23 protein-coding genes and 2 pseudogenes are annotated in these 24,358 nt (G+C 59.8%); 15 read left to right on the forward strand and 10 right to left on the reverse strand.

Going from position 1 to position 24,358, the window contains the following annotated elements; all coding sequences use genetic code 11:
* Window positions 1-4: 4 nt before the first annotated feature.
* The 4 genes and pseudogenes from FPT12_RS19715 to FPT12_RS19730 form a co-directional block, all read left to right on the forward strand.
* Complete coding sequence (locus FPT12_RS19715; protein ID WP_145018842.1) at window positions 5-1,207, forward strand: MFS transporter; 1,203 nt, start codon at window positions 5-7, stop codon at window positions 1,205-1,207.
* Window positions 1,204-2,001, forward strand: coding sequence for an alpha/beta fold hydrolase (locus FPT12_RS19720; protein WP_145018845.1), 798 nt, complete (start codon window positions 1,204-1,206; stop codon window positions 1,999-2,001). Before FPT12_RS19715 ends, FPT12_RS19720 begins: the two co-directional genes overlap by 4 nt.
* 42 nt (window positions 2,002-2,043) lie before the next feature.
* Window positions 2,044-2,868, forward strand: coding sequence for a 3-methyl-2-oxobutanoate hydroxymethyltransferase (gene panB, locus FPT12_RS19725; RefSeq protein WP_145018848.1), 825 nt, complete (start codon window positions 2,044-2,046; stop codon window positions 2,866-2,868).
* Between the two features lie 41 nt (window positions 2,869-2,909).
* Window positions 2,910-3,053: pseudogene (locus FPT12_RS19730) on the forward strand (IS3 family transposase); the annotation flags it as partial.
* Window positions 3,054-3,171: 118 nt separating this feature from the next.
* On the opposite strand, the gene FPT12_RS19735 reads toward FPT12_RS19730, so the two are convergent.
* A complete protein-coding gene (locus FPT12_RS19735) occupies window positions 3,172-4,323 on the reverse strand; it encodes an MFS transporter (RefSeq protein WP_145018851.1) in 1,152 nt (383 codons plus the stop codon).
* 150 nt (window positions 4,324-4,473) lie between these two features.
* On the opposite strand from FPT12_RS19735, the gene FPT12_RS19740 reads away from it, so the two are divergent.
* Window positions 4,474-5,466 (forward strand): diaminopimelate epimerase, encoded by a 993-nt coding sequence (locus tag FPT12_RS19740; RefSeq protein ID WP_145018854.1) that lies wholly within the window; start codon window positions 4,474-4,476, stop codon window positions 5,464-5,466.
* A 24-nt stretch (window positions 5,467-5,490) separates the two neighbouring features.
* Here the strand turns inward: FPT12_RS19740 and codA are convergent, their stop codons facing one another.
* Window positions 5,491-6,735, reverse strand: a complete 1,245-nt coding sequence (gene codA / locus FPT12_RS19745) for a cytosine deaminase (protein WP_145018857.1) — start codon at window positions 6,733-6,735, stop codon at window positions 5,491-5,493.
* Window positions 6,736-6,878: 143 nt separating this feature from the next.
* On the opposite strand from codA, the gene FPT12_RS19750 reads away from it, so the two are divergent.
* Complete coding sequence (locus FPT12_RS19750) at window positions 6,879-9,662, forward strand: C2H2-type zinc finger protein (RefSeq protein ID WP_145018860.1); 2,784 nt, start codon at window positions 6,879-6,881, stop codon at window positions 9,660-9,662.
* Window positions 9,663-9,871: 209 nt separating this feature from the next.
* Here the strand turns inward: FPT12_RS19750 and queD are convergent, their stop codons facing one another.
* Window positions 9,872-10,228, reverse strand: coding sequence for a 6-carboxytetrahydropterin synthase QueD (gene queD / locus FPT12_RS19755; protein ID WP_145018863.1), 357 nt, complete (start codon window positions 10,226-10,228; stop codon window positions 9,872-9,874).
* Window positions 10,229-10,321: 93 nt separating this feature from the next.
* Window positions 10,322-11,401: a patatin-like phospholipase family protein gene (locus FPT12_RS19760; protein ID WP_145018866.1), complete on the reverse strand. Its 1,080-nt coding sequence runs from the start codon at window positions 11,399-11,401 to the stop codon at window positions 10,322-10,324.
* A 152-nt stretch (window positions 11,402-11,553) separates the two neighbouring features.
* Here FPT12_RS19760 and FPT12_RS19765 point away from each other — a divergent pair, with 152 nt between their 5' ends.
* The 6 genes and pseudogenes from FPT12_RS19765 to FPT12_RS28405 all read left to right on the forward strand — a co-directional run bounded on the left by FPT12_RS19765 (window position 11,554) and on the right by FPT12_RS28405 (window position 17,137).
* Window positions 11,554-11,868, forward strand: a complete 315-nt coding sequence (locus FPT12_RS19765; protein ID WP_145018869.1) for a PepSY domain-containing protein — start codon at window positions 11,554-11,556, stop codon at window positions 11,866-11,868.
* Entirely contained in the window at window positions 11,868-12,536 is a 669-nt protein-coding gene (locus FPT12_RS19770) for a response regulator transcription factor (protein ID WP_145018872.1), read from the forward strand. The genes FPT12_RS19765 and FPT12_RS19770 overlap by 1 nt, the downstream gene beginning before the upstream one ends.
* On the forward strand, window positions 12,533-13,846 hold the full coding sequence (locus FPT12_RS19775; RefSeq protein ID WP_145018875.1) for a sensor histidine kinase: 1,314 nt from the start codon (window positions 12,533-12,535) through the stop codon (window positions 13,844-13,846). The genes FPT12_RS19770 and FPT12_RS19775 overlap by 4 nt, the downstream gene beginning before the upstream one ends.
* Window positions 13,847-14,030: 184 nt before the next feature.
* Window positions 14,031-15,347 (forward strand): Na+/H+ antiporter family protein, encoded by a 1,317-nt coding sequence (locus FPT12_RS19780; RefSeq protein ID WP_178098821.1) that lies wholly within the window; start codon window positions 14,031-14,033, stop codon window positions 15,345-15,347.
* Between the two features lie 107 nt (window positions 15,348-15,454).
* A pseudogene (locus FPT12_RS28400) lies at window positions 15,455-16,279 on the forward strand (cache domain-containing protein); the annotation flags it as partial.
* Window positions 16,280-16,381: 102 nt separating this feature from the next.
* A complete protein-coding gene (locus tag FPT12_RS28405) occupies window positions 16,382-17,137 on the forward strand; it encodes a methyl-accepting chemotaxis protein (protein ID WP_371922597.1) in 756 nt (251 codons plus the stop codon).
* A 148-nt stretch (window positions 17,138-17,285) separates the two neighbouring features.
* Here the strand turns inward: FPT12_RS28405 and yegQ are convergent, their stop codons facing one another.
* Window positions 17,286-18,611 carry a tRNA 5-hydroxyuridine modification protein YegQ gene (yegQ, locus tag FPT12_RS19790; protein ID WP_145018988.1) on the reverse strand — a complete coding sequence of 442 codons (1,326 nt, stop codon included), beginning with the start codon at window positions 18,609-18,611 and terminating at the stop codon, window positions 17,286-17,288.
* A gap of 156 nt (window positions 18,612-18,767) precedes the next feature.
* On the opposite strand from yegQ, the gene FPT12_RS19795 reads away from it, so the two are divergent.
* The gene (locus tag FPT12_RS19795) at window positions 18,768-19,829 is read left to right on the forward strand and encodes an AI-2E family transporter (RefSeq protein ID WP_145018884.1); all 1,062 of its coding nucleotides are present in this window, start codon (window positions 18,768-18,770) and stop codon (window positions 19,827-19,829) included.
* On the opposite strand, the gene FPT12_RS19800 is transcribed toward FPT12_RS19795, so the two are convergent.
* From FPT12_RS19800 to FPT12_RS19810, 3 genes are all read right to left on the reverse strand, one after another.
* Window positions 19,826-20,008, reverse strand: a complete 183-nt coding sequence (locus FPT12_RS19800) for a hypothetical protein (protein WP_019692817.1) — start codon at window positions 20,006-20,008, stop codon at window positions 19,826-19,828. The two genes, FPT12_RS19795 and FPT12_RS19800, sit on opposite strands and share 4 nt — an antisense overlap.
* A gap of 106 nt (window positions 20,009-20,114) precedes the next feature.
* Window positions 20,115-20,309, reverse strand: a complete 195-nt coding sequence (locus FPT12_RS19805; protein ID WP_054596479.1) for a hypothetical protein — start codon at window positions 20,307-20,309, stop codon at window positions 20,115-20,117.
* A gap of 259 nt (window positions 20,310-20,568) precedes the next feature.
* Entirely contained in the window at window positions 20,569-20,883 is a 315-nt protein-coding gene (locus FPT12_RS19810; RefSeq protein ID WP_123582951.1) for a hypothetical protein, read from the reverse strand.
* A 247-nt stretch (window positions 20,884-21,130) separates the two neighbouring features.
* On the opposite strand from FPT12_RS19810, the gene FPT12_RS19815 reads away from it, so the two are divergent.
* Window positions 21,131-21,949, forward strand: a complete 819-nt coding sequence (locus tag FPT12_RS19815; RefSeq protein ID WP_145018887.1) for a shikimate 5-dehydrogenase — start codon at window positions 21,131-21,133, stop codon at window positions 21,947-21,949.
* Between the two features lie 28 nt (window positions 21,950-21,977).
* Here FPT12_RS19815 and FPT12_RS19820 read toward each other — a convergent pair whose 3' ends face one another.
* Together FPT12_RS19820 and FPT12_RS19825 are read right to left on the reverse strand one after the other, a co-directional pair.
* Entirely contained in the window at window positions 21,978-22,625 is a 648-nt protein-coding gene (locus tag FPT12_RS19820) for a YceH family protein (RefSeq protein WP_145018991.1), read from the reverse strand.
* Window positions 22,626-22,851: 226 nt separating this feature from the next.
* The gene (locus FPT12_RS19825) at window positions 22,852-23,778 is read right to left on the reverse strand and encodes a universal stress protein (protein ID WP_145018890.1); all 927 of its coding nucleotides are present in this window, start codon (window positions 23,776-23,778) and stop codon (window positions 22,852-22,854) included.
* Window positions 23,779-24,094: 316 nt separating this feature from the next.
* Here FPT12_RS19825 and FPT12_RS19830 point away from each other — a divergent pair, with 316 nt between their 5' ends.
* Window positions 24,095-24,337: a hypothetical protein gene (locus FPT12_RS19830; protein ID WP_145018893.1), complete on the forward strand. Its 243-nt coding sequence runs from the start codon at window positions 24,095-24,097 to the stop codon at window positions 24,335-24,337.
* Window positions 24,338-24,358: the final 21 nt, after the last annotated feature.

Below are 24,358 nucleotides of genomic sequence, written 5' to 3' on the forward strand. Positions count from 1 at the left end.
GCTCATGCGAATTCCAACCCAATTCAGACGCGCCGCCTGGCTCAGCACTTATCTGTTGTTGGTGGTGATGATGGTGGGTACCTTGCCGACACCGTTGTATCCGCTCTATGCCACGCAATTAGGCTTGTCTCCATTTGTGGTGACGTTGGTATTCGCGTCCTACGCACTAGCCATCCTGTTCAAACTGATGGTGTTTGGTCGATTGTCTGATTTGTTGGGCAGACGAGCAGTGCTGGGGCTCGGGCTCGGGCTGACATTTTCCAGTCTGTTGAGTTTTTTACTCTGGCCCACGTTAGCCGGTTTGTTCGTTGGGCGAATATTGTCCGGGATGGCAGTAGGGTTGATGGTGGGGGCCACGACTGCCTATCTGAGCGAGTTGCTGAGCAATCGGTCACTCGCGGCTCTGATCTCCAGCTTGAGCAACATGAGCGGTCTGGGGCTTGGGGCGTTACTGTCTGGCTGGGTGGCAGAGAGTGCCGCGCAGCCGCTCCATGCCAGTTATATCGCGCTGCTGTTCATGCTGTTGCCAGGTTTGCTGTTGCCATGGCTACCCGAAACAGTGATCCACGGAGGTACTCGCCCACCGTTGCGATTGCAGCGATTGAGGATACCGAGTGAGATGGGGCAAGCCTTTATGGCCGTGGCAATGTCGGTGTTGTGCGGCTTTAGCTTTCTTGGCTTGTTCGCCGCACTGGCAGGTCGTTTCCTCGCTGTTGGATTGCATCACAGTGGCCTTCTGTTGAGCGGAGGCATTGTCTTTTTGACTTTCTGCAGTGCTGCAATCGGCCAGTTGTTGGTGTTGCGATTGTCGCCCCGTCGAGTCGTTCCCGTTGGTGTCTGGCTGCTGCCCTTGGCTTTGGCCTGTGTCTGGCTGGCCTTTCATTTTGCATCCTTGTCCTTGTTCCTGGGGGGAGCGGTCTTGGGAGGGATGGGGGCGGGCATGGTGCTGCGCGCAGGTCTGGGACTGGTGACGATGTTGTCTCCTGCCGATCGTATTGCGGAGGTCAGTTCAGGCTTTTTCGTCGCGGCCTATTTGGGGTTGATTGTGCCCGTGGTCGGGGTGGGTTTGCTTTTGTCCGTATGGGATATGTCTTCAACCATTGGCCTGTTCGGCGGACTGGTGACGATATTGGTGATTTTCAGCAGCCGTGCGGTTTTGGGGCTTGGCCCGGTACCCGGTTTGTCTATCGCAGTAGGGGGTGAATGATGGCGACGATCTCACTGAATGGCGGAGAAATTGATTATTTGCTGATCGACGGTGAGTCAGATCTTCCTCCGCTTGTACTGCTGCATGAGGGGCTCGGTTGCATTGCGATGTGGCGACGTTTCCCTTATCGACTGGCAGCAATGACCGGACGCCGAGTGCTCACTTATAGCCGCTATGGTTACGGTCACTCGTCTCGAGCGGATCTGCCACGTCGTTCTGACTATATGCACGTGGAGGCGCAACAGGTATTGCCTGAACTGCTGGAAAAACTGCAGCTTCGCAATCCAGTGCTGGTGGGGCATAGCGATGGCGCGTCTATCGCGCTGCTCCATGCGAGCAAATTCCCTGTTTCGGGGCTGGTGCTGTTTGCTCCACATGTTTTCGTCGAATCCATCACCTTGAGCGGCATCGACGCCGCGCGAAATTCGTTCCTGGCCGGGAACCTGGAACGACAACTTGCTCTGTTTCATCCCGATCCCAAAGCAGTCTTCGAGGGGTGGAGCAGTGTCTGGAGGTCCGATCATTTTCTTGACTGGAATATTGAGCAGTGCCTGGCCGATATCCGTTGCCCTGTCTTGTTGTTGCAGGGAGATCGGGACGAGTACGGAACGCTGGCGCAGCTGAGCGCGATTCAACGGAAGATACCCGCAGTGGTCACCCAGCATTGCCTGATCGATTGCGGACACTCGCCGCATCTTGATCAGACGGACCACACACTTGATCTGATAGTCGAATTCTTTGAGCAGATGATGGGCGCGTCGCCCAAAGCCGACCTGGCGTCAGCGTCGTTTTAAGAGGTCTTTCCTTCAACGCTATTTTCGCGAGGAGCTAACTTCATGAGTACCGCAGTCAGTGAGACCCGCCGTCTAACCGTGCCAGATATCAGGGCTTACAAGGGCAAACGCAAGATCGTGTCGTTGACCGCGCACAATCGATCGCTCGCTGAAATCGTTGACGAATTTGTCGACGTTATCCTGATGGGGGATTCGACCGCGATGGTTGCCTATGGGCAGCCCAACACGCTGGATTTCACTTTGGACCAGACGATACAACACAGTCGCGCGGTAGTGCGTGCTACACGTCGCGCGTGCGTGGTAGCTGATCTGCCGTTCGCCTCCTATCAGGAGTCGCCGGCTCAGGCTTTCCGCAGTGCAGCGCGGTTGATGAAGGAAGCGAATATCGCAGCGGTAAAGTTGGAAGGCAGTGCGGTCATGGCGCCCACCGTGCAGTTTCTGGTGGAGCGAGGCATTCCAGTGATGGCGCATATCGGGTTGATGCCTCAGTTTGTCAACACCATGGGGGGGTTCAAAGCCCAAGGTATGGATGAGCAATCGGCAGACTCTATCTGTGAGGCAGCCATGGCGATGGAATCTGCAGGGGCCTTTTGCATCGTGCTGGAGGGGGTAGCAGAGTCGCTGGCCCGAGAGTTGACCGAGGTACTGCGCGTGCCGACGATCGGAATCGGGGCCTCGCCCGCGTGCGATGGCCAGGTGCTGGTGATCGAAGATATCCTGGGTCTTGGCGGCGAGTTCGTACCGCGTTTCGCTAAACGTTATGTTGATGCCCATGCTGTTATCCGCGATGCAGTGGGCCTGTACGCATCTGATGTCCGCGATGGCCGCTTTCCTGAACTCTCGCACTGCTTTGGGGTGAAACGCTGACCTTAATACTGCTTAACTCAGGTTGACTGACTCGATGCCTCCACATAACGGCCCAAGAAGCGCACCGAGACATCAGCCACTATTTGATGCATCGGTACAACTGGATTCGGCCCCATCAATTCAACGGCGGGCTGGCACCCGCTCAGGCCGAGAAAAAACTTAACGTCGTGTTCGGGATTAGTTGACCACTACAGCCTTGCTCCTACATATATCGGTCGTATGCGGATATTCGGCCGACTCTGAACGTGTAGGAGCAAGGCTTGCCCGCGATAAGGTCCGCAGGACCTTCCGGCGATATTGCTGTTAAAGCTTCAACGCTTTGCCACTGATCGCCACCGCCAGCAGCAACACCGCGATCAATCCAAAGGCAAAACTCAAGCTGCTGCCGTGGGCGATAAATCCGATCACCGCAGGTCCCGCCAGAATCCCTGCATACCCCAAGGTCGTGATGGCCGGAACGGCGATGCTTTCCGGCATGACGTTCTGTTTGCCGACAGCGGTGTACAACACCGGCACGATGTTCGAACACCCGACTCCGACCAACGCATAACCGATCAGCGCGGCTTCCCAGGTCGGTGCCAAGATTGCCAGCAACAAACCGGCAGCCGCGGTCAAACCGCCAAACACGATCACGCGCGTGGCCCCCAACTTATGCACGATGGCATCGCCCGTCAGCCGTCCGACCGTCATGGTCAAGGCAAACGCGGCATAGCCCAGTCCGGCATACGCGGTGTCGAGATCACGCTCTGAGGTCAGGAACACCGCGCTCCAGTCCAGCACTGCGCCTTCGGCCAGGAACACGATAAAACACAGGCTGCCGATAAACAGCACCACGCCGTGGGGAATGGCGAACGCCGGCCCCGCGCTTTCGCTGCCATAGGGCAACAAGTGCGGCGCAGCCTTGAGCAACGACACCAGCAGAAACACGATCACCACCAAGGTCGCGCCCAACGGCGAAATACCCAGGCCGAGCAGGGCGCTGACACCGGCCGCGCCGACGATCCCGCCGAGGCTGAACAAGCCGTGAAAGCCCGACATCATGGTCTTGCCGCTGGCTCGCTCGACGATCACCGCTTGCAGGTTCACCGTCGAATCCACCGTGCCCAACCCAGCTCCGAACAGGAACAGCGCAGCAATCAGCAGCGGGATCGACGACACCGTCGCCAGCAGCGGCAGTGCCAGGCAGATCAACAGCGTGCCGCCACTGAGCACCCGTCGACAGCCGAAGCGCGAGGCCAGCGCACCGGCCATTGGCATCGCCAGAATCGAACCGCCCCCCAGACACAGCAACAACAAACCGAGCGTGCCGTCATCGAGCCCGGCGCGGGCTTTGGCGTAAGGCACCAGCGGTGCCCACGCGGCGATACCGAAACCGGCGATAAAGAAGGCGATGCGCGTCGACCTCTGTTCGAGGCGTCCGGGACGGACGGAGACGGGAGGGATGATGGCGGTCATGAAAATCCTTGGTACTTCGGGGAGGCTGTGATCAGGGTCACATCCTTGCACATCAGTGACCGTCAGACGACCTTGAGGCTCTGCGGGTGCGATTCGAGTCGCCAGCGCTTACAGTAGCGTCGTGTTCCAGACCTCACTCAGGACCTGTCCATGACGTCGTTTTTCGATGCTCGCGGGAATATCTACGCCGTTGTCAGCCCACACGATCTGCGCCAGCGCGGGATCGATCTGCCGGAGGATGCCAGCCAGGCGGCGCAAAACCGTGCCGACTGGGCGCTGTCTGCGGTGGAGGCCATTTGCAGCTGGGCCCCCGGCACCCAACCGGCCGGTGCCAAGGAGCACCGTTCGGATGGCTTGCTGGTTGGCCCGTTTCAGGCGGCGCCACCGTTTGACCTGTTGATCGTCAACACCGACGGGACGTTGGCCGAGCGCAGTGGCAACGGCCTGACGATTTTTGCCCAGGCGCTGACCGAACAGGGCTTGATGCCGGCGCAGGGGCGTTGCCTGTTCAAGGTTCACCATGACAAAGGCGATGCCGTGTCTCCTGTCGAAACCTCGGTCGAGCCGGCGCAGGTCGACGGCGTGCAGGGTTTCTGGCTGGATTTGGGGAAACCGGCCTTCGGGCCGAATGCAGTGAGGGCTCAGGCAGTCGAGGCGCGGACATTGAATCAACGTGAGTTGAGCCATGTGCCGCCGCTCGCACGACTGAATCCGCTTTGGGCTCACAGTCAGTTTGTGCGGATCGGCAATCCCCATTGTGTGACGCTGGTGGCGGATGCCGAGGCCTTGCCGAGCAACGAACAGATGCGCGAATCCGGATTGTCGGCCGACCTGACCTGCATCGCTTTCGCGCCACCGAGCGGGGCTGGCGCGCCGTGTGCGGCGGGCGTCAATCTGCAATGGGCGAGGCTGGAATCCGAGCGGCGCATTGTCGCCCGGGTCTTCGAGCGTGGGGAAGGGCCGACGGCATCTTCTGGCACCAGCGCCAGCGCGGTGGCTTGCGCGGCGTGGAGTGTCGGTTGGGTGACGGCGGGGGCTGTGGCGGTGGTTATGCCCGGCGGTACGGCGCCGGTCTTGCTCGAAGAGCTGGACGGTGTACTGAGCCGGGTCAGTTTGTTTGGTACGGCGCGGTTGATGTCCTGATTCTGCGGTGCCGGACGGGCCTCTTTAGAATTTATCCGCCCATTCCACCACCGGCATCTGCCGCTTCATCAACACCTTCCCGCCACGAATCGAATACAGCGGCAAGCCCTGGCTGCGGATCACTTCGTAATCGCTGTCCGCCGACAGAATCAGCAAGTTCGCCGGACGCCCCGGTTCCAGTCCGTAACGATCGCCCAGGGCCATAGCCTTGGCGCTGTTGTCGGTCACCAGGTCGAGCGCGGTTTGCAGGTTGCGGTAACCGAGCATGTGGCAGATGTGCAGGCCGGCTTCGAGCACCCGCAGGATGTTGCCGTTGCCCAGCGGATACCACGGGTCGACGATCGAGTCCTGGCCGAAACACACGTTCATCCCGGCTTCCAGCAACTCGTTGACCCGGGTGACGCCTCGGCGTTTCGGGAAGTTATCGAAGCGCCCCTGCAGGTGAATGCTTTCGGTCGGGCAGGAAACAAAACTGATCCCCGAGTGCCCGAGCAGGCGAAAGAGCTTGGCGCAGTAAGCGTTGTCGTAGGAGCCCATGGCCGTGGTGTGGCTGGCGGTCACCCGTGAACCCATGTCGCGGCTGCGCGCTTCTTCGGCCAGCACTTCAAGAAAGCGTGAATGCGGGTCGTCGGTTTCGTCGCAATGCACATCCACCAGGCAGCCGGTGCGCTCGGCCAGGTCCATCAGGAATTTTACCGAGCTGACACCTTGATCGCGGGTGTACTCGAAATGCGGGATGCCACCGACCACATCGGCGCCCAGGAGAATGGCTTCCTCCATCAAATCGCGGCCGTTGCGGTAGGACTCGATGCCCTCCTGGGGGAAGGCGACGATTTGCAGGTCGATCAGGTGCCGACTCTCTTCGCGTACTTCAAGCATCGCCTTGAGTGCGGTCAGCGCAGGATCGGTCACATCGACGTGGGTACGCACATGCTGGATACCGTGGGCGGCGAGGGCGTTAATGGTCTTTTTGGCGCGGGTCTTGGTGTCTTCAGCGGTGATGGTCGCCTTGCGCTCGCCCCAGCATTCGATGCCTTCGAACAGCGTGCCGCTCATGTTCCAGCGCGGCTCGCCGGCGGTCAGCGTCGCGTCGAGGTGGATGTGCGGCTCGACAAAGGGCGGCACCACCAGATTGCCACCCGCATCGAGGTCTTCAGGCCCCAGCGTCGGGGCTTCGGTCTGCCGGGCAATGTTGGCGATCAGGCCGTTTTCCAGGTGCAACTCATGCAGGCCTTCATGGTTGCGCAGGCGGGCGTTGATGATGTGCATGGGTCAGGTCCTTTGGGCAGGTGCTGTATTCGGAGGGCATTGGTCGTTGGTAATACGTTAGCGTAGCGGTGACCGTACCGGCCAGTGGCACCTGTCAACTCTGACAGTAGACGGTGTCTGATGCTGGATGCTATCCAATACCCATGGACAACCTCAGCCTACATCACGTCACGCCTGCCCTGGCGGTCATCGATCCGCGCAGCCTTGCTGTGCGCAGCGTGACTTATTGGCGTTCGAAGGTTGAGCAAACACTCGAGGCGCGGGTGACACGTCATGGGTTCGATGCGGCGGGGCGTGAGGTCGCCCAGTGGGACCCGCGGTTGTGGGCGAACGGTGGCGCTGCGGCGTTAAGCAATCATTACAGCCTGTCGGGCAAGGTGATATCGACCGACAGTGTCGATGCCGGTTGGCGTGTGTCGTTGCTCGGGCAGGCTGACGAAACCTTAAGCCACTGGGACAGCCGTGGCACTCGGCAGGACACTGAATACGACGGGTCGTTGCGGCCCTTGGCCGTACGGGAGCAGGGCGTAGAGTTGACCGCGCGTGTCGTGGAACGCTTCGAGTATGGCACCGCCAATTCCGGCAATCAGTGTGGACGGTTGATTCGCCACGACGACTCGGCCGGTACACGGTATATGCCGGCGTACGATCTGCTGGGGCTGGCGCAGCTGGAAATCAGCCACTTTCTGAAGACGCTGGACTCGCCCGACTGGCCGCTGGAAAAGCCGGCACGTGACTTATTACTGGAACCCGGCACTGGGTTGGAGAGCCGTTGGGCCTACAACCCTGTCGGCGATCTGCTGAGCCTCACCGATGCCAAGAACCATTGTCGGCATTTCATCTACACGGTGGCGGGGCAGCTCAAGGAAGGCTGGCTGCAACCGGCGGGCACCCAATCGCCCGGGCGCTGCCTGGTGCGCGATATCCGCTACACCCCCAGTGACAAGGTCGAACGGGAAACAGCAGGTAACGGCGTGGTGACCGAGGCGCAGTACGAACTCAGCGATGGCCGGTTGCTGCGACTGTTCGCCGGATTGCCGAATGCGGAGCCACTGCAGGACCTGCATTACGAGGTCGACCCGGTCGGCAATATCCTCCAGATCGACGACCACGCACTGCCGACCCGTTACTTCAAGAACCAGCGTGTCGAGCCCAATTGCACCTATGGCTATGACAGCCTTGGCCAATTGACCAGCGCCAGCGGTTGGGAGGCCGAGAAACCCTCCTTGCATCCCATCGCCCAGTATCGAGCCTCGAACGACCCCAACGCCGTGGCCAATTACCGCGAAGAGTATGACTACGACCCGGCCGGCAACATGACCGAGCTGCGGCACCTGGGCGCGCAACCGTTTACCCGTCGCTGGGTCATCGCTCCTGACAGCAATCGCAGCCTGCTTGAGGATGACCGGCTCCCGGACTTTGCGAACGGCTTCGACGGCAACGGCAACTCGCGGTTTTTGCAACGGGGCCAGGCGATGAATTGGGACCTGCGCAACCAGTTGGCCCGCGTGTCACCGGTGGTGCGCAAAGATGAAGACGACGACAGCGAACGCTACATCTACGGCGGAGGAGGCAAACGCCTGCGCAAAGTCCGCACCGCATTGACCGTCGATCACACCGTGACAGCTGAGGTGCGCTATCTGCCGGGGCTGGAAATCCATAAGCGCAACGGCGACAAGGAACACCAGGTGCTCGACCTCGAAGCCGGGCGCAATCGGGTGAAATGGCTGCACGGGCCGGATGCCCCCGGGTTTCAGCTGCGTTATCAGCTGACCGACCATCTGGGCTCCGGCACGCTGGAACTCGACGAACAGGCCAGCGTGCAGAGCCGCGAAGTGTATTACCCGTTTGGCGGCACGGCCTGGGAGGATCACCGCGATCAGACCGGCGCCTACAAAACCACCCGTTACTCGGGCAAGGAGCGCGATGCCACCGGGTTGTATTACTACGGTTACCGCTACTACGCGCCGTGGCTGAGCCGCTGGATCAACCCGGACCCGGCGGGGGCGGTGGATGGGTTGAATCTGTATGGGTTTGTCGGGAATTCGCCGGTGGGGCATGTGGATGGTGATGGGCGGATGAAGGAGCGCGTGAGTGATTTTCTGGCCGGTGGCGGGGAGTTGCGTACACGAGAGGAGTTGGCGTCTGACGGCGGTCGACTGATGTGGGGTCATATCGCTGAGGTGATTCAGCCGGTCGTCGCTTCTTTTGAGTCGTCGGCTATGGTTGAAAACTTCTCTGTTGACTCGCAAGCGTCAGTCAGTTCCATCGGATCAATTGACGGTTTGCGGTCATTTGCCGGGCTAGTAGGAAATGAATCGCCCACCGGCATTGATGAAATAGTGCTGTCGACTGGAATGCCGGTGCGAGGTGCACCAGAGCCGGTTGCCGGTCCTTCGTCGTCGGTTTCGTCAGTTGCAGTCAAACGGTTTTTTTGCGGGGCTTGCGGTAAAGCGTTTTCACGGAGCCTCGACGTAACCAGGCATATGCGAGCGCATACCGGCGAGAGGCCCTTCCGTTGCACTGTGCCAGAATGTGGTCGAGCGTATAAGCAGAGTGCCCATCTGGCTGTACATAGGCGAACGCATACCGGCGAGAGGCACTACCCTTGCCCAGTGGGAGATTGTGATCGAGCGTTTACGCAGAGTGGCGATCTGGCTAGACATAGGCGAACGCATACCGGCGAGAGGCCCTTCCTTTGCACAGTACGAGATTGTGGTCGAGTGTTTGCGCAGAGTAGCAATCTGACTAAACATAGTCGAACGCATACCGGCGAGAGGCCCTTCCGTTGCATTGAGCCAGATTGTGGTCGAGCGTATAAGCAGAGTGGCGATCTGGCTATACATAGGCGAAAGCATACCGGCGAGAGGCCCTTCCCTTGCACTGAGCCACGTTGTCTTCAAGCATTTGCGCGTAACAGAGACTAACCCGGCATAGGAAAACGCATCGGTAAGAGATATCAGGTCTGCCTCGGGTTTGTGCGATTTGTCCTGGCTATGCAGGTGAAACCTGTGTTTGCCGAAATCGATACCTGGCAGAGCGGACTGGCTGATGACGGCCTAGGAAAACAAAACACCCTGTGAAAGCAAAGCCCTCGCAGGGTGTGTGGGTGACCATAGATTTTTATTCCGCCGGCTTACTCGCCGTGGTAGATGCACCCGCTGGTGCAAGTCTCATGAATCCGAATCGCACTCAGCTCCGGCAGCAATGGCTTCAACTCGTTCCAGATCCACTTGGCCAGGACTTCGCTGGTCGGGTTTTCCAGGCCGGGAATGTCGTTCAAATAGTTATGATCCAGACGCTCATACAGCGGCTTGAAGATCTCTTTGATTTCCGAGAAGTCGCGGATCCAGCCGGTGTGTGGATCGAGGTCGCCGCTCAGGTGAATCGCCACTTTGAACGAGTGACCGTGCAGGCGGCCGCACTTGTGGCCTTCCGGGACGTGAGGCAGGCGGTGGGCGGATTCGAAGGTAAATTCTTTGAAGATTTCCACAGTGTTTGAGCTCTGTCAGGTGGCTATCGCCCGCGGCGATGGGGCAGATCGGGAGTTTAACAGCTTGGGTTCGGGGTTGCGGGAAAACACTGACTAAAGGGTCAACAGCTGCTCGCCCAAACGCCCGCTGGCAGTGATTTCGAGGAACTCGTCGCCGAGCCGCTGGCTCTCGTCCATGGCGGTTTTCCAGTATTTCTGGCGGCTGGCCGGGTCAGCCATAAAGCGTTTGAAGTCATTCCTGTCGGGCAACTTGCCATAGGGCAGGCGCGACAGGTAGGCCTTCGACGGTGCCACCAGCAGCACATCCTGCAAACGCCCGGAATTGTCGCGTCGCCATGGCAGGGTTTTGTCGAACCAGCCGGGAATCACCCGATCGGTGAAGTGCGGGTAGAGCACAATGTCGTCACCGCTGTACGGCAAGTCGAGGTGGTAATCCAGCAAGCCGCCATCGCGATAAGTCCCCGCGCCTGCACCGGGCAGGTCACGTACGCCTTCCATGACCATCGGGATCGAACCCGACGCGAGCAGGGCCTGACGCAAGTTACCGGTATTCAGCGGGACGAAGCGCGACGGGAAGTCGTTCAGCGCATTGAGCGGCGGCGCCAGGCGTGGGTCATGCACGATCAGCCGTTCGAAGTGCCGCGACAACCGTGAGCGCCCGCGCAGGTTGTCGGCGATCACCGATGACAAGCCCAGCCCGAGCCGCCCACGATGGTCGTCGGCGAGCAGGCCGTGGCTTTTCACCACCATGATGTTCAGCCGATAGAGCGGATTGTCCAGCAGTCGCGCATCGTTCCCGTCGAGCAAGTCATGCAGCATGCGCTGCGAGCTCTGGCTGACCTGCGCCATGCTCACGCCCTTGGCAAAACTCTGCGCGTTGTACAACTCACCGAGACGTCTGATGCCTTCGGCAGCGTCCGGCAAGCAGGCGCTGGCGAAGCGCCAGGAGCCGACCGAAGCGCCGATCAGCGAGCGCTCGCGCGGTGCGGCCGGTAGCCACTGGCCGAACAGCGCCAGGTCCAGACCTTGAATCCCCAGGGCCTTCGGTCCACCGGCGGCACCCGGCAGCGTGCCGACCTCCAGGGCGCTCAAGCCGTTTTCGCGAATCCGCGTAAAGGCTCGTGGGCCGGCCTTGAGGGTCAGGGCAGGGAACTTGATATGGATGGCGGTCATACCGGTCTCGATTTTTTGCAGGGTGTGTGCACAGAAATGAAGTGTAAACGCATCAATGATGGCAATTCAGTTTCAGTTAAGTTGATGCAGCTAGGGTGACGCCCCGGGTAATTTATGAAGAATACGCAGGCACTCCATGCTCAGGATATGTAATGAAGGTTAATCTGCGCGCCTATGGCCTGGCGACACTGACGCTCCTGGCATTTTGCTCGGCGGTGGTGGCCCGTGACCTGGATCAGGACGAAGCGCTTCGCCTGCGTCAGAAAGGCGTGATTCTACCGCTTGAACAGCTGTTGCAGCAGGCCATGGACCGCCACCCCGGCGCTAAATTGCTCGAAGCCGGGCTTGAAGAAAAGAATGGCATCTACATTTACGAAGTCGAGTTGCTGAGCGCCGACGGCGTGGTACGCGAGCTGGACCTGGAAGCCGCCACCGGGCGCTTGATCAAAGACAAGGACGATGACTGATGCGCCTGCTGCTGGTAGAAGACCACGTACCGCTGGCCGACGAATTGATGGCCGGGCTCGATCGCCAGGGTTACGCCGTCGACTGGTTGGCCGATGGCCGCGATGCGCTGTATCAGGGCAGTTCTGAACCCTACGACCTGATCATTCTCGATCTCGGGCTGCCGGGGTTGCCGGGGCTTGAGGTGCTCGGCCAATGGCGGGCTGCGGGCCTGGCCACGCCAGTGCTGGTGCTGACCGCGCGCGACTCCTGGGCCGAACGCATCGAAGGGCTCAAGGCCGGCGCCGACGACTACCTGAGCAAACCGTTTCACCCGGAAGAACTGCACCTGCGGATTCAAGCGTTGCTGCGCCGCTCCCACGGCCAGGCTAATCAACCGACGCTCAAGGCGGCCGGGTTGCAGTTGGACGAGGGCCGTCAATGCGTGATTCGCGACGGTGCCGACATTCAGCTGACCGCTGCCGAGTTCCGCCTGTTGCGCTACTTCATGCTGCACCCGGAGCAGATCCTTTCCAAAAGCCACCTGGCCGAACACCTCTACGACGGTGAAACCGAACGCGACTCGAACGTACTGGAGGTTCACGTCAATCACCTGCGCCGCAAACTCGGCCGCAGCGTGATCGATACCCGTCGCGGTCAGGGTTATCTGTTCGGTGGGCAAACCCGGTGAGGTCGATTCAACGGCGTTTGAGCCTGGGACTGATCAGCGTCATGGTGGTGGTCGGTCTGGTGCTGGCGCAAACCAGTCTGTGGTTGTTCGAAGTGGGCTTGCAGCGTTACCTGGAAGCCGGGTTGCGCAATGACAGTGAAAACCTGCTGATGGCGCTGGTGCGTGGCCCGCAGGGTTTGCAGCTGGACGAACGACGTCTGGCCCCGGCTTACCAGCGACCGTTCTCCGGGCATTATTTCCATATCGACTTTGCCGACAACCACTGGCGTTCACGTTCGCTGTGGGATCAGGAATTACCGTTGCTCGATCATCCCGGGCTGCACAGCAACCTGCAACTGGGCCCGGAAGGCCAGCAATTGCTGGTCCTGCGCGCGGACTACCGGCGATTGGGGCAGTCCATTTCGATCAGCGTGGCGCAGGACTACACGCCGGTGCGCGAGAGCTTCCAGCGCATGCGCCAGGTCGGGCTCGGGTTGGGCCTGGCGGGGTTGCTGCTGATTCTGGTGTTGCAGCGTGTCACCGTGCGGCGCGCCTTGCGACCGCTGGAAAACGCCCGCGAGCAGATCGCTCAGTTGCAACAAGGGCAACGCTCGCAACTGGACGCTCAAGTGCCGCTGGAACTGGTGCCTTTGGTGGCGCAGATCAACCATTTGCTCGCGCACACCGAAGACAGCCTCAAGCGCTCGCGCAATGCCCTGGGTAACCTCGGTCATGCGCTGAAAACGCCACTTGCGGTGCTATTAAGTCTGGCGTCGTGCGAAAAATTCGACGCCCATCCCGAACTGCGCAAGATGCTTCGTGAGCAACTTGCACAGGTTCAGCAGCGACTCAATCGCGAATTGAATCGCGCGCGCCTGGCGGGCGATGCCTTGCCGGGTGCGCAGTTCGATTGCGCTGCCGAGCTGCCGGGACTGCTGGCGACCCTGAACATGATCCACGGCGACCACCTGCATCTGGGCTACACGGCACCGTCCGGTTTGCACTTGCCTTGGGATCGTGAGGATGTGCTGGAACTGCTCGGCAATCTGCTGGATAACGCCTGCAAGTGGGCGGATGCCGAGGTGCGCTTGAGCATCGTCGAGACGGCTGAAGGGTTTAAATTGGCGGTAGAAGATGATGGCCCCGGGATTCCCGAAGCGCAGCGCGATCAGGTGTTCAGTCGTGGCACGCGGCTGGATGAGCAGACCGACGGGCATGGTCTGGGATTGGGGATCGTGCGCGATATCGTCGAGGCGTGGGGCGGGGCGTTGGTGTTGCAGGAGAGCGAGTGGGGCGGGTTGAAGGTTGTGGTGTTATTGCCAAAGCGCTGAAAGATCGCAGCCTGCGGCAGCTACGGGATCGGTGTTGGTTTTGACAAGCCAGGCCTGCTGCGGCACAGTGCGTGCCCTCTAATAAAACCCTCTCTTCAATCCGCCGTCGGCTCATGCAGCTGGCTGGACGGACTCATCCTGTTTGCGCCGGATTTACCCGTCGCCCTGTTTTGAGGTAACGATGATTAATGCAGTAATTGCCGCGGTCGGCGTCATGCTGGTGCTCAGCCTGTCCCGCGTGCATGTGGTGATCGCGCTGATCGTCGGCGCGCTGGTGGGCGGTTTGACCGGCGGCCTGGGCATCGATGCCACGCTCAAGGCCTTCAACAGTGGCCTGGGCGGCGGTGCGACCGTGGCCTTGTCCTACGCCTTGCTCGGCGCTTTCGCGGTGGCGATTGCCAAATCCGGCCTGGCCCACGCCCTGGCGGACAAAGCCTTGCTGCTGGTCGACCGGCAGGACGCCGCAGGTGGTGGGCAGGTCAAATGGCTGCTGATCGCGTTGCTCTGGGTCGTGGCTATCGCTTCGCAGAACGTCCTGCCGATTCACATCGCTTTCATTCCGCTGCTGGTGCCGCCACTGCTTTATGTACTGACCAAGCTGCAACTGGATCGCCGACTGATTGCCTGCGTCATGACCTTTGGCCTGATCACGCCGTACATGTTCTTGCCGGTGGGCTTTGGCAACATCTTCCTGAATGAGATTTTGCTGGCCAACGTCAGTAGAAGCGGGGTGGACATCAGTGGTGTCAACGTCACTCATGCCATGGGGATTCCTGCGTTGGGCATGGTATTCGGGTTGTTGATGGCGTTCGTCAGCTACCGCAAGAAGCGCGTGTATGACCTGGAGAAAATCGAGCGGGTCGAGCAGGTCGCGGTGCAATACAACCCGCTGACCTTGATGGTCGCGGGGCTGGCGATTGCCGCTGCGTTCATCATTCAGTTGCTGCTGGACTCGATGATTATCGGCGCATTGGCCGGGTTTCTGATCTTCTCGGTATCGGGTGTCGTGCGCTGGCGCGAGACTGACGACCTGTTCACCGAAGGCATGAAGATGATGGCAATGATCGGTTTCATCATGATCGCCGCCTCGGGTTTCGCCGAGGTCATGAAGGCCACCGGTGATGTGAAAACCCTGGTCGAGGCCTCGGCTTCGTGGATCGGTCACAGCAAAAGTGTCGGCGCATTGCTGATGTTGCTGGTCGGGCTGCTGGTGACCATGGGCATCGGCTCATCGTTTTCCACGGTGCCGATTCTCGCGGCGATCTTCGTGCCGTTGTGCGTGCAACTGGGTTTCAGCCCGTTGGCGATCGTCTGCATCGTCGGGACTGCCGGCGCCTTGGGCGATGCCGGCTCGCCAGCGTCCGATTCAACCCTGGGCCCGACCTCCGGTCTGAATATCGACGGCCAGCATCACCATATCTGGGACACCGTGGTCCCGACGTTTTTGCACTACAACCTGCCGCTGCTGGCGTTTGGCTGGGTGGCAGCAATGGTGTTGTAACGGATCGACCGCATCGTTTTCATCACCGACAGGCCTGCGCCTACAGTTTTGCGCAGGCCGGCCGTTAATGCTTTAACCACGCCAATAATATCCAGAGTGAACAACACATGCGCCTGAGCCTTAAAGCCAAAGTCTTGTCCCTCTCCGTCCTCCCGGTGTTGCTCTTTGCGCTGGTGATCAGTCTGACCACTGCATTCATCTTGCAAGAGCAGGCCCGCAAAGAAGTTGAAGAAACCCGTCAGCGGTTGATGAACGATGCCAAGGCCACCCTGCAAAGTTACGTTGCGGTGGCGATGACGGCGATCAAGCCGCTGTATGACACCGCAGCACCTGGCGACGATGCGGCTCGCGCGCAAGTGGTCAAATTGCTCTCGAGCATCAGCTACGGCAAGGACGGTTACTTCTTCGGCTACGACTCCAACACCGTGCGCCTGTTCAAGGCCAACAGCCCGGAAGGCGTTGGCCAGAGTTTCAAGGACAACCGCGATCCGAACGGCGTGTACGTCAACCGTGACCTGGTGAACGTCGCCAAGGACGGTACGCACTACCTGCAATACAGCTCGCCGTTACCGGGCGACAGCAAAGTCCTGGTGCCCAAACTGGGTTACACCGAATACCTGTCCAAGTGGGACATGGCTATCGGGACCTCAGTAAATCTCGATGGTGTCGAAGCCCAGGTCGCCGTGGTCCAGACCGAGGTTCGCGAGCGCATGGAAGGCGTGCTGCTGAGCATCGTCGGCGTCGCGGCGGTGGTGCTGCTGGTGATCGCGGCGGTCGGTCTGTTTGTGGCCAATACCATTTTGCGTCCGCTGCACCTGATGAAGGCCAATCTGGACGACATCGCGGCAGGCGAGGGCGATTTGACGCGGCGGCTGGCGATTACCTCTCAAGATGAACTGGGTGAGCTGGCCGGTTCGTTCAACCGTTTTGTCGACAAGATTCACGGCCTGGTGCGGCAGATTACCGAGATGACCTCGCAGCTGACCGGGCTGGTCAATCAGGTCTCCGATCAGGCCCAGCGTTCGGATCAGGCCATGGAACGTCAACGTCACGAGACGGATCAGGTGGCCACGGCAATCAACGAGATGTCGGCGGCGGCGCAGGAAGTGGCGAAAAGCGCTCAAGGCGCTGCGGTTGCGGCCCAGCAAACCGACGAAGAAGGTCAGGCGGCCAAGCGCGTGGTGGCCGGGAGCATTTCGCAGATCCATGCCTTGGTGAAAGATATTCGCAGCAGCGGGGTTTCTCTCGACAGTTTGCAGCAGGACGTGTCGTCGATTGTCAGCGTGCTGGGGGTGATCCGTTCGATTGCCGATCAGACTAACTTGCTGGCGCTGAACGCCGCCATCGAAGCCGCTCGCGCCGGTGAAGCCGGGCGTGGCTTTGCAGTGGTCGCCGATGAGGTGCGCGCGCTGGCCAGTCGCACTCAGCAAAGCACTCAGGAAATTCAGGGCATGATCGACCGCTTGCAGGCTGGCACACAGTCGGCGGTCGATGCCATGCGCCGCTCCAGCGAGGCCGGTGAGGGAACCTCGGCCCAGGCCAATCAGGCGGGCGCTTCGCTGGACACCATGGCCCAGTTGATTGGCACCATCAATTCGATGAACGCGCAGATCGCCAGCGCCGCCGAAGAGCAAACCGCGGTGGCCGAAGAGATCAACCGCAGCGTGCATCAGATCGCCGTCGCCGTGGACAGCGTCGCCGACGAAACCCAGCTCGGCGCGCAAACCTCCCGCAGCCTGGCGGATTTGGGCCAGCGGTTGGGCAAGCTGGTAGGGCAGTTCAGGATCTAAGCGCCTGACAGACAGCTATTCCCGATCGTTCCCACGCTCCTGCGTGGGAACGCCGCCATGGATGCTCTGCGTCCGCTTTGAAAGTGACGCGGAGCGTCACGAGATGCATTCCCACGCAGAGCGTGGGAACGATCAATCAGAGTGGGTTTCAATCTTCACGCACATCCCGCATCAACAACCCAAACCGCAAATCCACCGCGTCCGGAATCGGTAGATACACGGTGTGCCCGTCCCCCGGCGCTACTTCAATCGCTTCGCCTTTGGCACTTTGCAACTGATGCAAGTCGAAGTGGAAATTGCCTTTGGGCGTCATCAATTCCATGTGATCGCCCAAACCAAAGCGGTTCTTCACCTTGACCTCGGCCAGCCGGTCTCGGCGCTCGCCGGTCAGTTCACCGACGAACTGCTGGCGCTCCGAGACCGAGCTGCCGTTCTGGTAGTTCTGGTATTCGTCGTGCACATGGCGGCGCAGGAAGCCTTCGGTGTAGCCACGCTGGGCCAGCGATTCGAGGTCGGTCATCAGGCTGCGATCGAACTCGCGGCCGGCCACGGCATCGTCGATGGCGCGGCGATAGACCTGAGTGGTCCGGGCGCAGTAGAAGTGCGATTTGGTCCGGCCTTCGATCTTCAACGAGTGGACGCCCATCCGCGTCAAGCGATCGACATGCTGCACCGCGCGCAAATCCTTGGCGTTCATGATGTAGGTGCCGTGTTCGTCCTCGAAGGCCGGCATCAGTTCATCGGGGCGGTTGGCTTCCTGGAGCAAAAACACCTGGTCGGTGGGCGCGCCGATGCCCAGCGTTGGCTCCGGGATAAACGCCTGAACAATCTCGCCTGCGGTGTTTTCCATGGCGGGCTGTGCGGAGTATTTCCAGCGACAGGCATTGGTGCAGGTGCCCTGATTGGCATCGCGCCTGTTCATGTAACCCGACAGCAGGCAGCGCCCGGAATAGGCCATGCACAATGCGCCGTGAACGAACACTTCCAGCTCCATGGCGGGGACTTGTTGGCGAATCTCGGCGATTTCTTCCAGCGACAGCTCCCGTGACAGGATGATCCGGCTCAGACCTTGCTGCTGCCAGAACTCGGCGCTGGCCCAGTTCACCGTGTTGGCTTGCACCGAAAGGTGAATCGGCATCTGCGGGAAATGCCGGCGCACCAGCATGATCAATCCGGGGTCAGACATGATCAGCGCATCCGGGGCCATGGCGATGACCGGCTCAATGTCCTTGAGGAAGGTTTTCAGCTTGGCGTTGTGCGGGGCAATGTTCACCACCACATAGAAACGCTTGCCCTGGGCCTGGGCCTCGCGGATTCCGAGGGCCAGGTTGGCATGATCGAACTCGTTATTGCGCACGCGCAAGCTGTAGCGCGGCTGGCCGGCGTAGACCGCATCGGCGCCGTAGGCGAAGGCGTAGCGCATGTTTTTCAGGGTGCCGGCAGGGGCAAGCAGTTCAGGCGTGGCGAGGGTCATGAGGGCATCGATCACAAAAGCTCGCGAGGGTAGAGCAGTTGCGCGGGGCGTTTATTGATCTGGATCTATGCTGAGTGAACAAAAGAGGGCGCTCGGACGTGTCGACTGACCTTGAAGAGGCAGTCAGTGTCTGCGTGCTACTGGCAGGGATCGGACATGAATGAAACCGTTGGGCGAGACAAATCACTGTTGGTGCTATTGGTGCTGGTGACCGCCGCGTTCATCTGGATTCTGCTGCCGTTCTACGGCGCGGTGTTCTGGGCAGTGATTCTCGGCATTGTCTTCGCACCCCTGCAGCGTCGGCTGCAAGTGAAGTTCGGCTGGCACCGTAACCTGACGGCCCTCTGCACCTTGAGCATCTGTCTGGTCATTGCCATTTTGCCGGTGATCATTACCAGCATCTTGCTGGTGCAGGAGGGTGCGAACATCTACAAGGATATCGAGAGCGGCCAACTAGACATCGCCAGCTATCTGGCTCAGTTCAAACACAGCCTGCCGCCGTATTTTCAGCATCTGCTGGATCGCTTCGGCATGGGAGAGCTGAACGCTTTGCGCGAGAAAATCGTCAAGAGCGCGATGCAGGGCAGCGAGTTTTTCGCCAGTAAGGCGTTCAGCTTCGGTCAGGGCACTGTCGACGTAGTGGTGAGCTTTTTTGTCATGCTCTACCTGTTGTTCTTCTTTCTGCGCGACGGTGCCGAACTGGCGCGCAAAGTCCGCGCAGCCGTGCCGTTGGCTGAACATCAAAAGCGCCGCCTGCAGCTCAAATTCAATCGCGTGGTACGCGCCACAGTCAAAGGCAACCTGCTGATGGCGATCACGCAAGGCGCGCTGGGTGGGTTGGTTTTCTGGTTTCTGGACATTCCCAGTGCATTACTCTGGGCGGTGATAATGGCGTTTCTGTCGCTGTTACCCGCAGTGGGGGCGGCGATTGTCTGGGGGCCAGTGTCCGCGTACTTCCTGCTCAGCGGCGCGATCTGGCAGGGTGTGGTGCTGGGCTTGTTCGGGGTGTTTGTGATCGGTCTGGTAGACAATATTCTGCGTCCGACCCTGGTGGGCAAGGACACCAGGATGCCGGATTACCTGGTCCTGATCTCGACCTTGGGCGGTCTGGCGATCTTCGGGCTCAACGGTTTTGTCATTGGACCGTTGATCGCCGCGCTGTTCATGTCGAGTTGGGACTTGTACATCGACACCAGGCCGCGAGTGCAGTTGCCTTAAGCGCCCAGCGCGTAGGTGCCGATACGTTGCGACAGAGCCTGGGCGGCGGGCAGTGAAGTGAGCGGGCCGCTGATCGCAACGCCGTCCTGAACCAGATACCAACAGGCGAGCAATCCCAGCTCTCTGAGCGGTGCAGGAACGGCGCTGCCGATAACGGACATGATCTGAACCTTGGGCATAAGTACCTCCATCAATCTATAGAGCTACCTTACTGACCCGGCGGTTCAACGGAAAATCAACGCGCTCGATAGTGGACATTGACAACAACGTGGCGAATGGCCGCTGTCAGTCGACGACCTGGTCGAGCATGTTCATCACTTCATGATCATTGAGCAGGCCTTTGCGCACCAGGTTTTCGGCGAGCAGCGAGAGAAACTTGGCACTGCGATGGCCTTCCAGGTGTTTGAGCTCGGTCAATGCGTTATAGACCTTGCTTGAGGTACAGAGTCCAACAATGCGGTGCGGGTTTTGCGTGGGCATAAGGGTCGTCCTTGTTGTTATGAACCGTTTATTACGGACAATTCAAAGCTTGCTGAACTGTCATGACATAAATATGACGGTTATAGCGCACAAGCCAGGGCATTCGTCGGATCAATCATGCCAAATTTAACCGCAGTCACTGTCCCGGTAGCGACCTTGGCGAGATTTATTCAGACATTGTTCTGACCGCAGAACGAAAACAGGCCCCGTCGAGACGGAGCCTGTGTTGTGTAACTGGCAGTGATTACCCGCCTGGGTTTCAGTAACGGGGCTGAACGTAATACCCCTGTGGCTGGACGTAAACCGGTGCGGGCTGGACGTACACCGGCTGCGGTTGAACATAGACCGGCTGCGGTTGAACGTAGACCGGTTGTTGTTGTACGTAAACCGGACGCTCGTTGGCCATGACTGATCCCGCGACCACCGCGCCTACCACAGCGCCGACGGCGAGCGGTGCACCCCAGCCCCAGCCGCCGCCACGGCCATGACCATAATAGTAGCCATGGGCTTGCGCCTGTCCTGCGACAGCAAATGCACCGATCAGCAAGGCTATTACAGGGAGTTTGCGGATCATGATAATTCCTCGTGTTTTCGCCCCAACGCGCTTGAGCCTTCAATAGATTCAAGGATAGTTGCGGGGATAACTCTAAGACAGCGTTTTTTGGCGAATCTGCGACGCGTCAGAGTAAATATTGTGTAAGGTCTGTACCGGCATCTTTACCTTTACATGCCCGCCGGGCCAGAGGCCTCGCTATCATCGGATAAACCCGATGCGATGGCCAATCCCGTCCATCTGAAAGTGCAATTTGAAGGAGAACCACATGCTGATGAACCCGAATAAAGACACCCAACTGTGCATGTCACTGTCTGGGCGCCCCGGGAATTTCGGCCTGCGTTTCCACAACCATCTGTATGAGCAACTGGGCCTGAATTTCTATTACAAGGCGTTCAGCAGTCAGGATCTGCCGGGGGCGATTGGCGGGATTCGTGCCCTGGGTATTCGCGGCTGCGGCGTATCGATGCCCTTCAAGGAAGCCTGCATCGCACTGGTCGATGAGCTGGACGCGTCGGCGCAAGCCATTGCCTCGATCAATACCATCGTCAACACCAACGGTCACCTCAAGGCTTACAACACCGATTACATCGCCATCGAGCAACTGCTGAAAACCCATGCGGTGCCGCAGGACTCGACGTTCGCCTTGCGCGGCAGCGGCGGGATGGCCAAAGCGGTGGCCAGTGCCTTGCGCGACGGTGGTTATCAAAACGGCCTGATCGTGGCGCGTAATGAAAGCGCTGGTCGTGCCTTGGCCGACTCGCTGGGGTATCGCTGGCAAGCAGCGCTCGGCAGCGAGCGCCCGCGGATGTTGGTCAATGTCACGCCGATTGGCATGAGCGGTGGCGCGGAGGCCGATCAGCTGGCTTTTGACGCTGATGCCATCGATTCCGCGGAAACTGTCTTCGATGTGGTGGCGATCCCCTCGGAAACGCCGCTGATCGTGCGTGCTCGTGCCGCAGGCAAGCGGGTCATCACCGGGCTTGAAGTGATCGCCATTCAAGCGCTTGAGCAGTTTGTGCTGTACACCGGCGTGCGTCCCAGCGATGAGCAGTTCCACAAGGCCGTGGCGTTCGCCCGCAGCTGATCAGACGCTGCGGGGCCGGGTGGCAGGGTTACTCGAGGCGCGCCAGACGCTCTTCGAGCGCCGCGATCCGCGCTTCGAGTTCTTCGATGCGCTCCACCGACACGCCGCTGCTGGCGCCACGTTCCGTCGGGTTCTGGCGGGCGGCGAGGATCGCTTCGATATCTGCCGGGTCGCCCAGTGCGTGCATGTAGCGGTCTTCGCGCTGGCCCGACTGGCGCGGCAGCAACATCGCGAGCCCGCGGGCAATCAAGCGTTCCAGTTGATGCACAACCTGTTCGGCATCTTCGAAGTCGTGCATGCGGCCGCTGCGTGTCAGCAGTTCGTTGACCGTCTGCGGACCGCGCAGAAACAGCAAGCCGGCCAGAATAACCTGGGCCGGCACCAGTTCCAGCGCCTTGTCGAGCCGATGCTCCCAGCGATCGGCGCGGCTGCCCATGACCAGTTTGGTGAAGCCTCGACCTTCCAGGGCGCGCAAACTTTGCCCGACCTGGCCCTGGCTGAGGTTCATCACCGGTTCCCGGCTGGTTTTCTGGTTACAGGCGATGACCAGTGCATTAAGGGTCAGTGGATACGTCTCCGGGCTGGTCGCCTGTTTCTCGATCAATGAGCCGAGAATGCGCAGCTCCGTGCTGCTCAGCTGCAGTGCCTCGGGGGACGTCTCTGGCTCTGCGCTCATGTTTTCCGGGCCCTTGTTAACCGTTTCTTCCATTGTTGACTCCCTAATTTAGCAACAGACCCTTGTTTGTGGGTCAGATCGCTTTCCTTTCACGTCGTTCTGTTTGACGCAGAACCTCGTCGGAGGAGGCGAGTGCGGCAATCTTAGCGCACTGTTGCTCAATCTTCTGGCGCAGTCACGGTTCTTCTCGCAGTCGGCATCGCTATCGTAGAGCGTGCCATTTGCCTCACTCAGCAAGTTCTTCGGGCGACACGATCCAGACACTGCAGGGCATTTTGTACAACAGGCTTTCTGCCGTACTGCCGACCAGCCGGTCCAGCCCTCGATGGCTGATCCGGCCCATGACAATAACATCGACCTGATTGACGTTGGCATAGTTGACCAGGACCTTGCCCGGGTTGCCCATGATCATGTGACGCTGTTCCGGCGGGATGCCGTTGCGCTCGGCAAGTTCGTTGAACGCCTCCCCCTGAGCGTCGAACAGGGTCTTGGCTTTGTCTGAAGAGAAGAAGGTCGAAACGTTGTTGAAGTCGAATTCGTCGGCACTGATGGAGGAAAGGTCATAGGCATAGACGACGTCGACCTCGGCATTGCAGGCGCTCGCCAGTTTGACCGCTTCGTGGAGTATCCGGTCGTTCAAGCCCTGGTACTGTTTATCGCGATGGAAGGGATCGACCGCTGCAACAACCTTGCGAGGCAAGGCATGGATGGCGTTACTGACGAAATGTAGCGGTACTGGACATTCGCGCAGCAAATGCACGTCGAGCGGCGTGAACATCAGCCGCGAGAGCAGCGATTCGTGCTGCAGCGCTTTGATCAGCAATTCGATCGGTTGTTCTTTGAGATGGATCAGAATTTCCTGGAGCGGGCGTTCGACCCAGACCACCTCGGTGGTGACCTCCAGGCCAGTTTTGCGCAGGGGCCTGGCCTGCTCCTCCAGCCACAGGCGGTGACGTTCGACATAACCCAGGCGCATCTCTTCGCGGGCCTGGTCGTTGACCAGGCTGGCGGTCGCGAGGCCTTCCAGGTAGTCGAAAGCCACGATGTGCAGCGCCGCACCTTCGGCCTTGGCCAGTGCGGCGGCCCTGTCGAAGGCCGGGCTGTGCTGCATCAGCGGCGAGACGATCAGCATGAAACGTGATTGACCAGACATGACAAACCTCTCCTGGGTAGACACAAAGTCTGCGGCTGTACTGTAGGCACGGTGAGTTGTCAGCTCCTGAAACCATGACTTGATCGTGTCGCTGGCCAGGTGCCCGAGCTTGATCTGTGTCAAACGGGCGAGAGGCCGGTCTTGTCGTCCGACATACGGTCGCTTGCTTCACCTCCAATCTCTTGATTATTGACCATGATCAATCTCTCGCTTGCGAACCCGGTGCAGTCTGAAAATGGTGCGCATTTCACGCTTGCGTACCGCGCAGGACGCATTACCCCCAGACCCGATTGCGAGGCTTGATCCGAGGCCGGCTATGATTATTGAGATAACAGAACAACTGGCAAGACACCGTTGGCTCGTACAGATGGATGTGTGGGAGGTGGGTTTCGACAGTCGGGATGAAGCAGAGGCGTTCGTCAGGCAACTCAAGGCGCGCATCAATGCGCCGCATGCCTGGCCGGCAAACACTGTCACGAAGCCATTGCTCCGACAGCCCGCCGGCGCGCGATCCGACCCGGCGGTCGAGCAACGGGTGCTGGCTGACCTCGCGAGATAAGCGCCGAGGTCAGGGGGGATG

Origin of the sequence: Pseudomonas sp. H3(2019) (genome assembly GCF_007713465.1) — a bacterium.
Classification (GTDB): domain Bacteria; phylum Pseudomonadota; class Gammaproteobacteria; order Pseudomonadales; family Pseudomonadaceae; genus Aquipseudomonas.

Bases quoted from the DNA above. Each gene is read 5' to 3' on its own strand.
- FPT12_RS19715 (WP_145018842.1), top strand. From the start codon at position 5: ATGCGAATTCCAACCCAATTCAGACGCGCCGCCTGGCTCAGCACTTAT.
- FPT12_RS19720 (WP_145018845.1), top strand. From the start codon at position 1,204: ATGATGGCGACGATCTCACTGAATGGCGGAGAAATTGATTATTTGCTG.
- panB (WP_145018848.1), top strand. From the start codon at position 2,044: ATGAGTACCGCAGTCAGTGAGACCCGCCGTCTAACCGTGCCAGATATC.
- FPT12_RS19735 (WP_145018851.1), bottom strand. From the start codon at position 4,323: ATGACCGCCATCATCCCTCCCGTCTCCGTCCGTCCCGGACGCCTCGAA.
- FPT12_RS19740 (WP_145018854.1), top strand. From the start codon at position 4,474: ATGACGTCGTTTTTCGATGCTCGCGGGAATATCTACGCCGTTGTCAGC.
- codA (WP_145018857.1), bottom strand. From the start codon at position 6,735: ATGCACATCATCAACGCCCGCCTGCGCAACCATGAAGGCCTGCATGAG.
- FPT12_RS19750 (WP_145018860.1), top strand. From the start codon at position 6,879: ATGGACAACCTCAGCCTACATCACGTCACGCCTGCCCTGGCGGTCATC.
- FPT12_RS19760 (WP_145018866.1), bottom strand. From the start codon at position 11,401: ATGACCGCCATCCATATCAAGTTCCCTGCCCTGACCCTCAAGGCCGGC.
- FPT12_RS19765 (WP_145018869.1), top strand. From the start codon at position 11,554: ATGAAGGTTAATCTGCGCGCCTATGGCCTGGCGACACTGACGCTCCTG.
- FPT12_RS19770 (WP_145018872.1), top strand. From the start codon at position 11,868: ATGCGCCTGCTGCTGGTAGAAGACCACGTACCGCTGGCCGACGAATTG.
- FPT12_RS28405 (WP_371922597.1), top strand. From the start codon at position 16,382: ATGGAACGTCAACGTCACGAGACGGATCAGGTGGCCACGGCAATCAAC.
- yegQ (WP_145018988.1), bottom strand. From the start codon at position 18,611: ATGACCCTCGCCACGCCTGAACTGCTTGCCCCTGCCGGCACCCTGAAA.
- FPT12_RS19795 (WP_145018884.1), top strand. From the start codon at position 18,768: ATGAATGAAACCGTTGGGCGAGACAAATCACTGTTGGTGCTATTGGTG.
- FPT12_RS19800 (WP_019692817.1), bottom strand. From the start codon at position 20,008: ATGCCCAAGGTTCAGATCATGTCCGTTATCGGCAGCGCCGTTCCTGCA.
- FPT12_RS19805 (WP_054596479.1), bottom strand. From the start codon at position 20,309: ATGCCCACGCAAAACCCGCACCGCATTGTTGGACTCTGTACCTCAAGC.
- FPT12_RS19810 (WP_123582951.1), bottom strand. From the start codon at position 20,883: ATGATCCGCAAACTCCCTGTAATAGCCTTGCTGATCGGTGCATTTGCT.
- FPT12_RS19815 (WP_145018887.1), top strand. From the start codon at position 21,131: ATGCTGATGAACCCGAATAAAGACACCCAACTGTGCATGTCACTGTCT.
- FPT12_RS19820 (WP_145018991.1), bottom strand. From the start codon at position 22,625: ATGAGCGCAGAGCCAGAGACGTCCCCCGAGGCACTGCAGCTGAGCAGC.
- FPT12_RS19825 (WP_145018890.1), bottom strand. From the start codon at position 23,778: ATGTCTGGTCAATCACGTTTCATGCTGATCGTCTCGCCGCTGATGCAG.
- FPT12_RS19830 (WP_145018893.1), top strand. From the start codon at position 24,095: ATGATTATTGAGATAACAGAACAACTGGCAAGACACCGTTGGCTCGTA.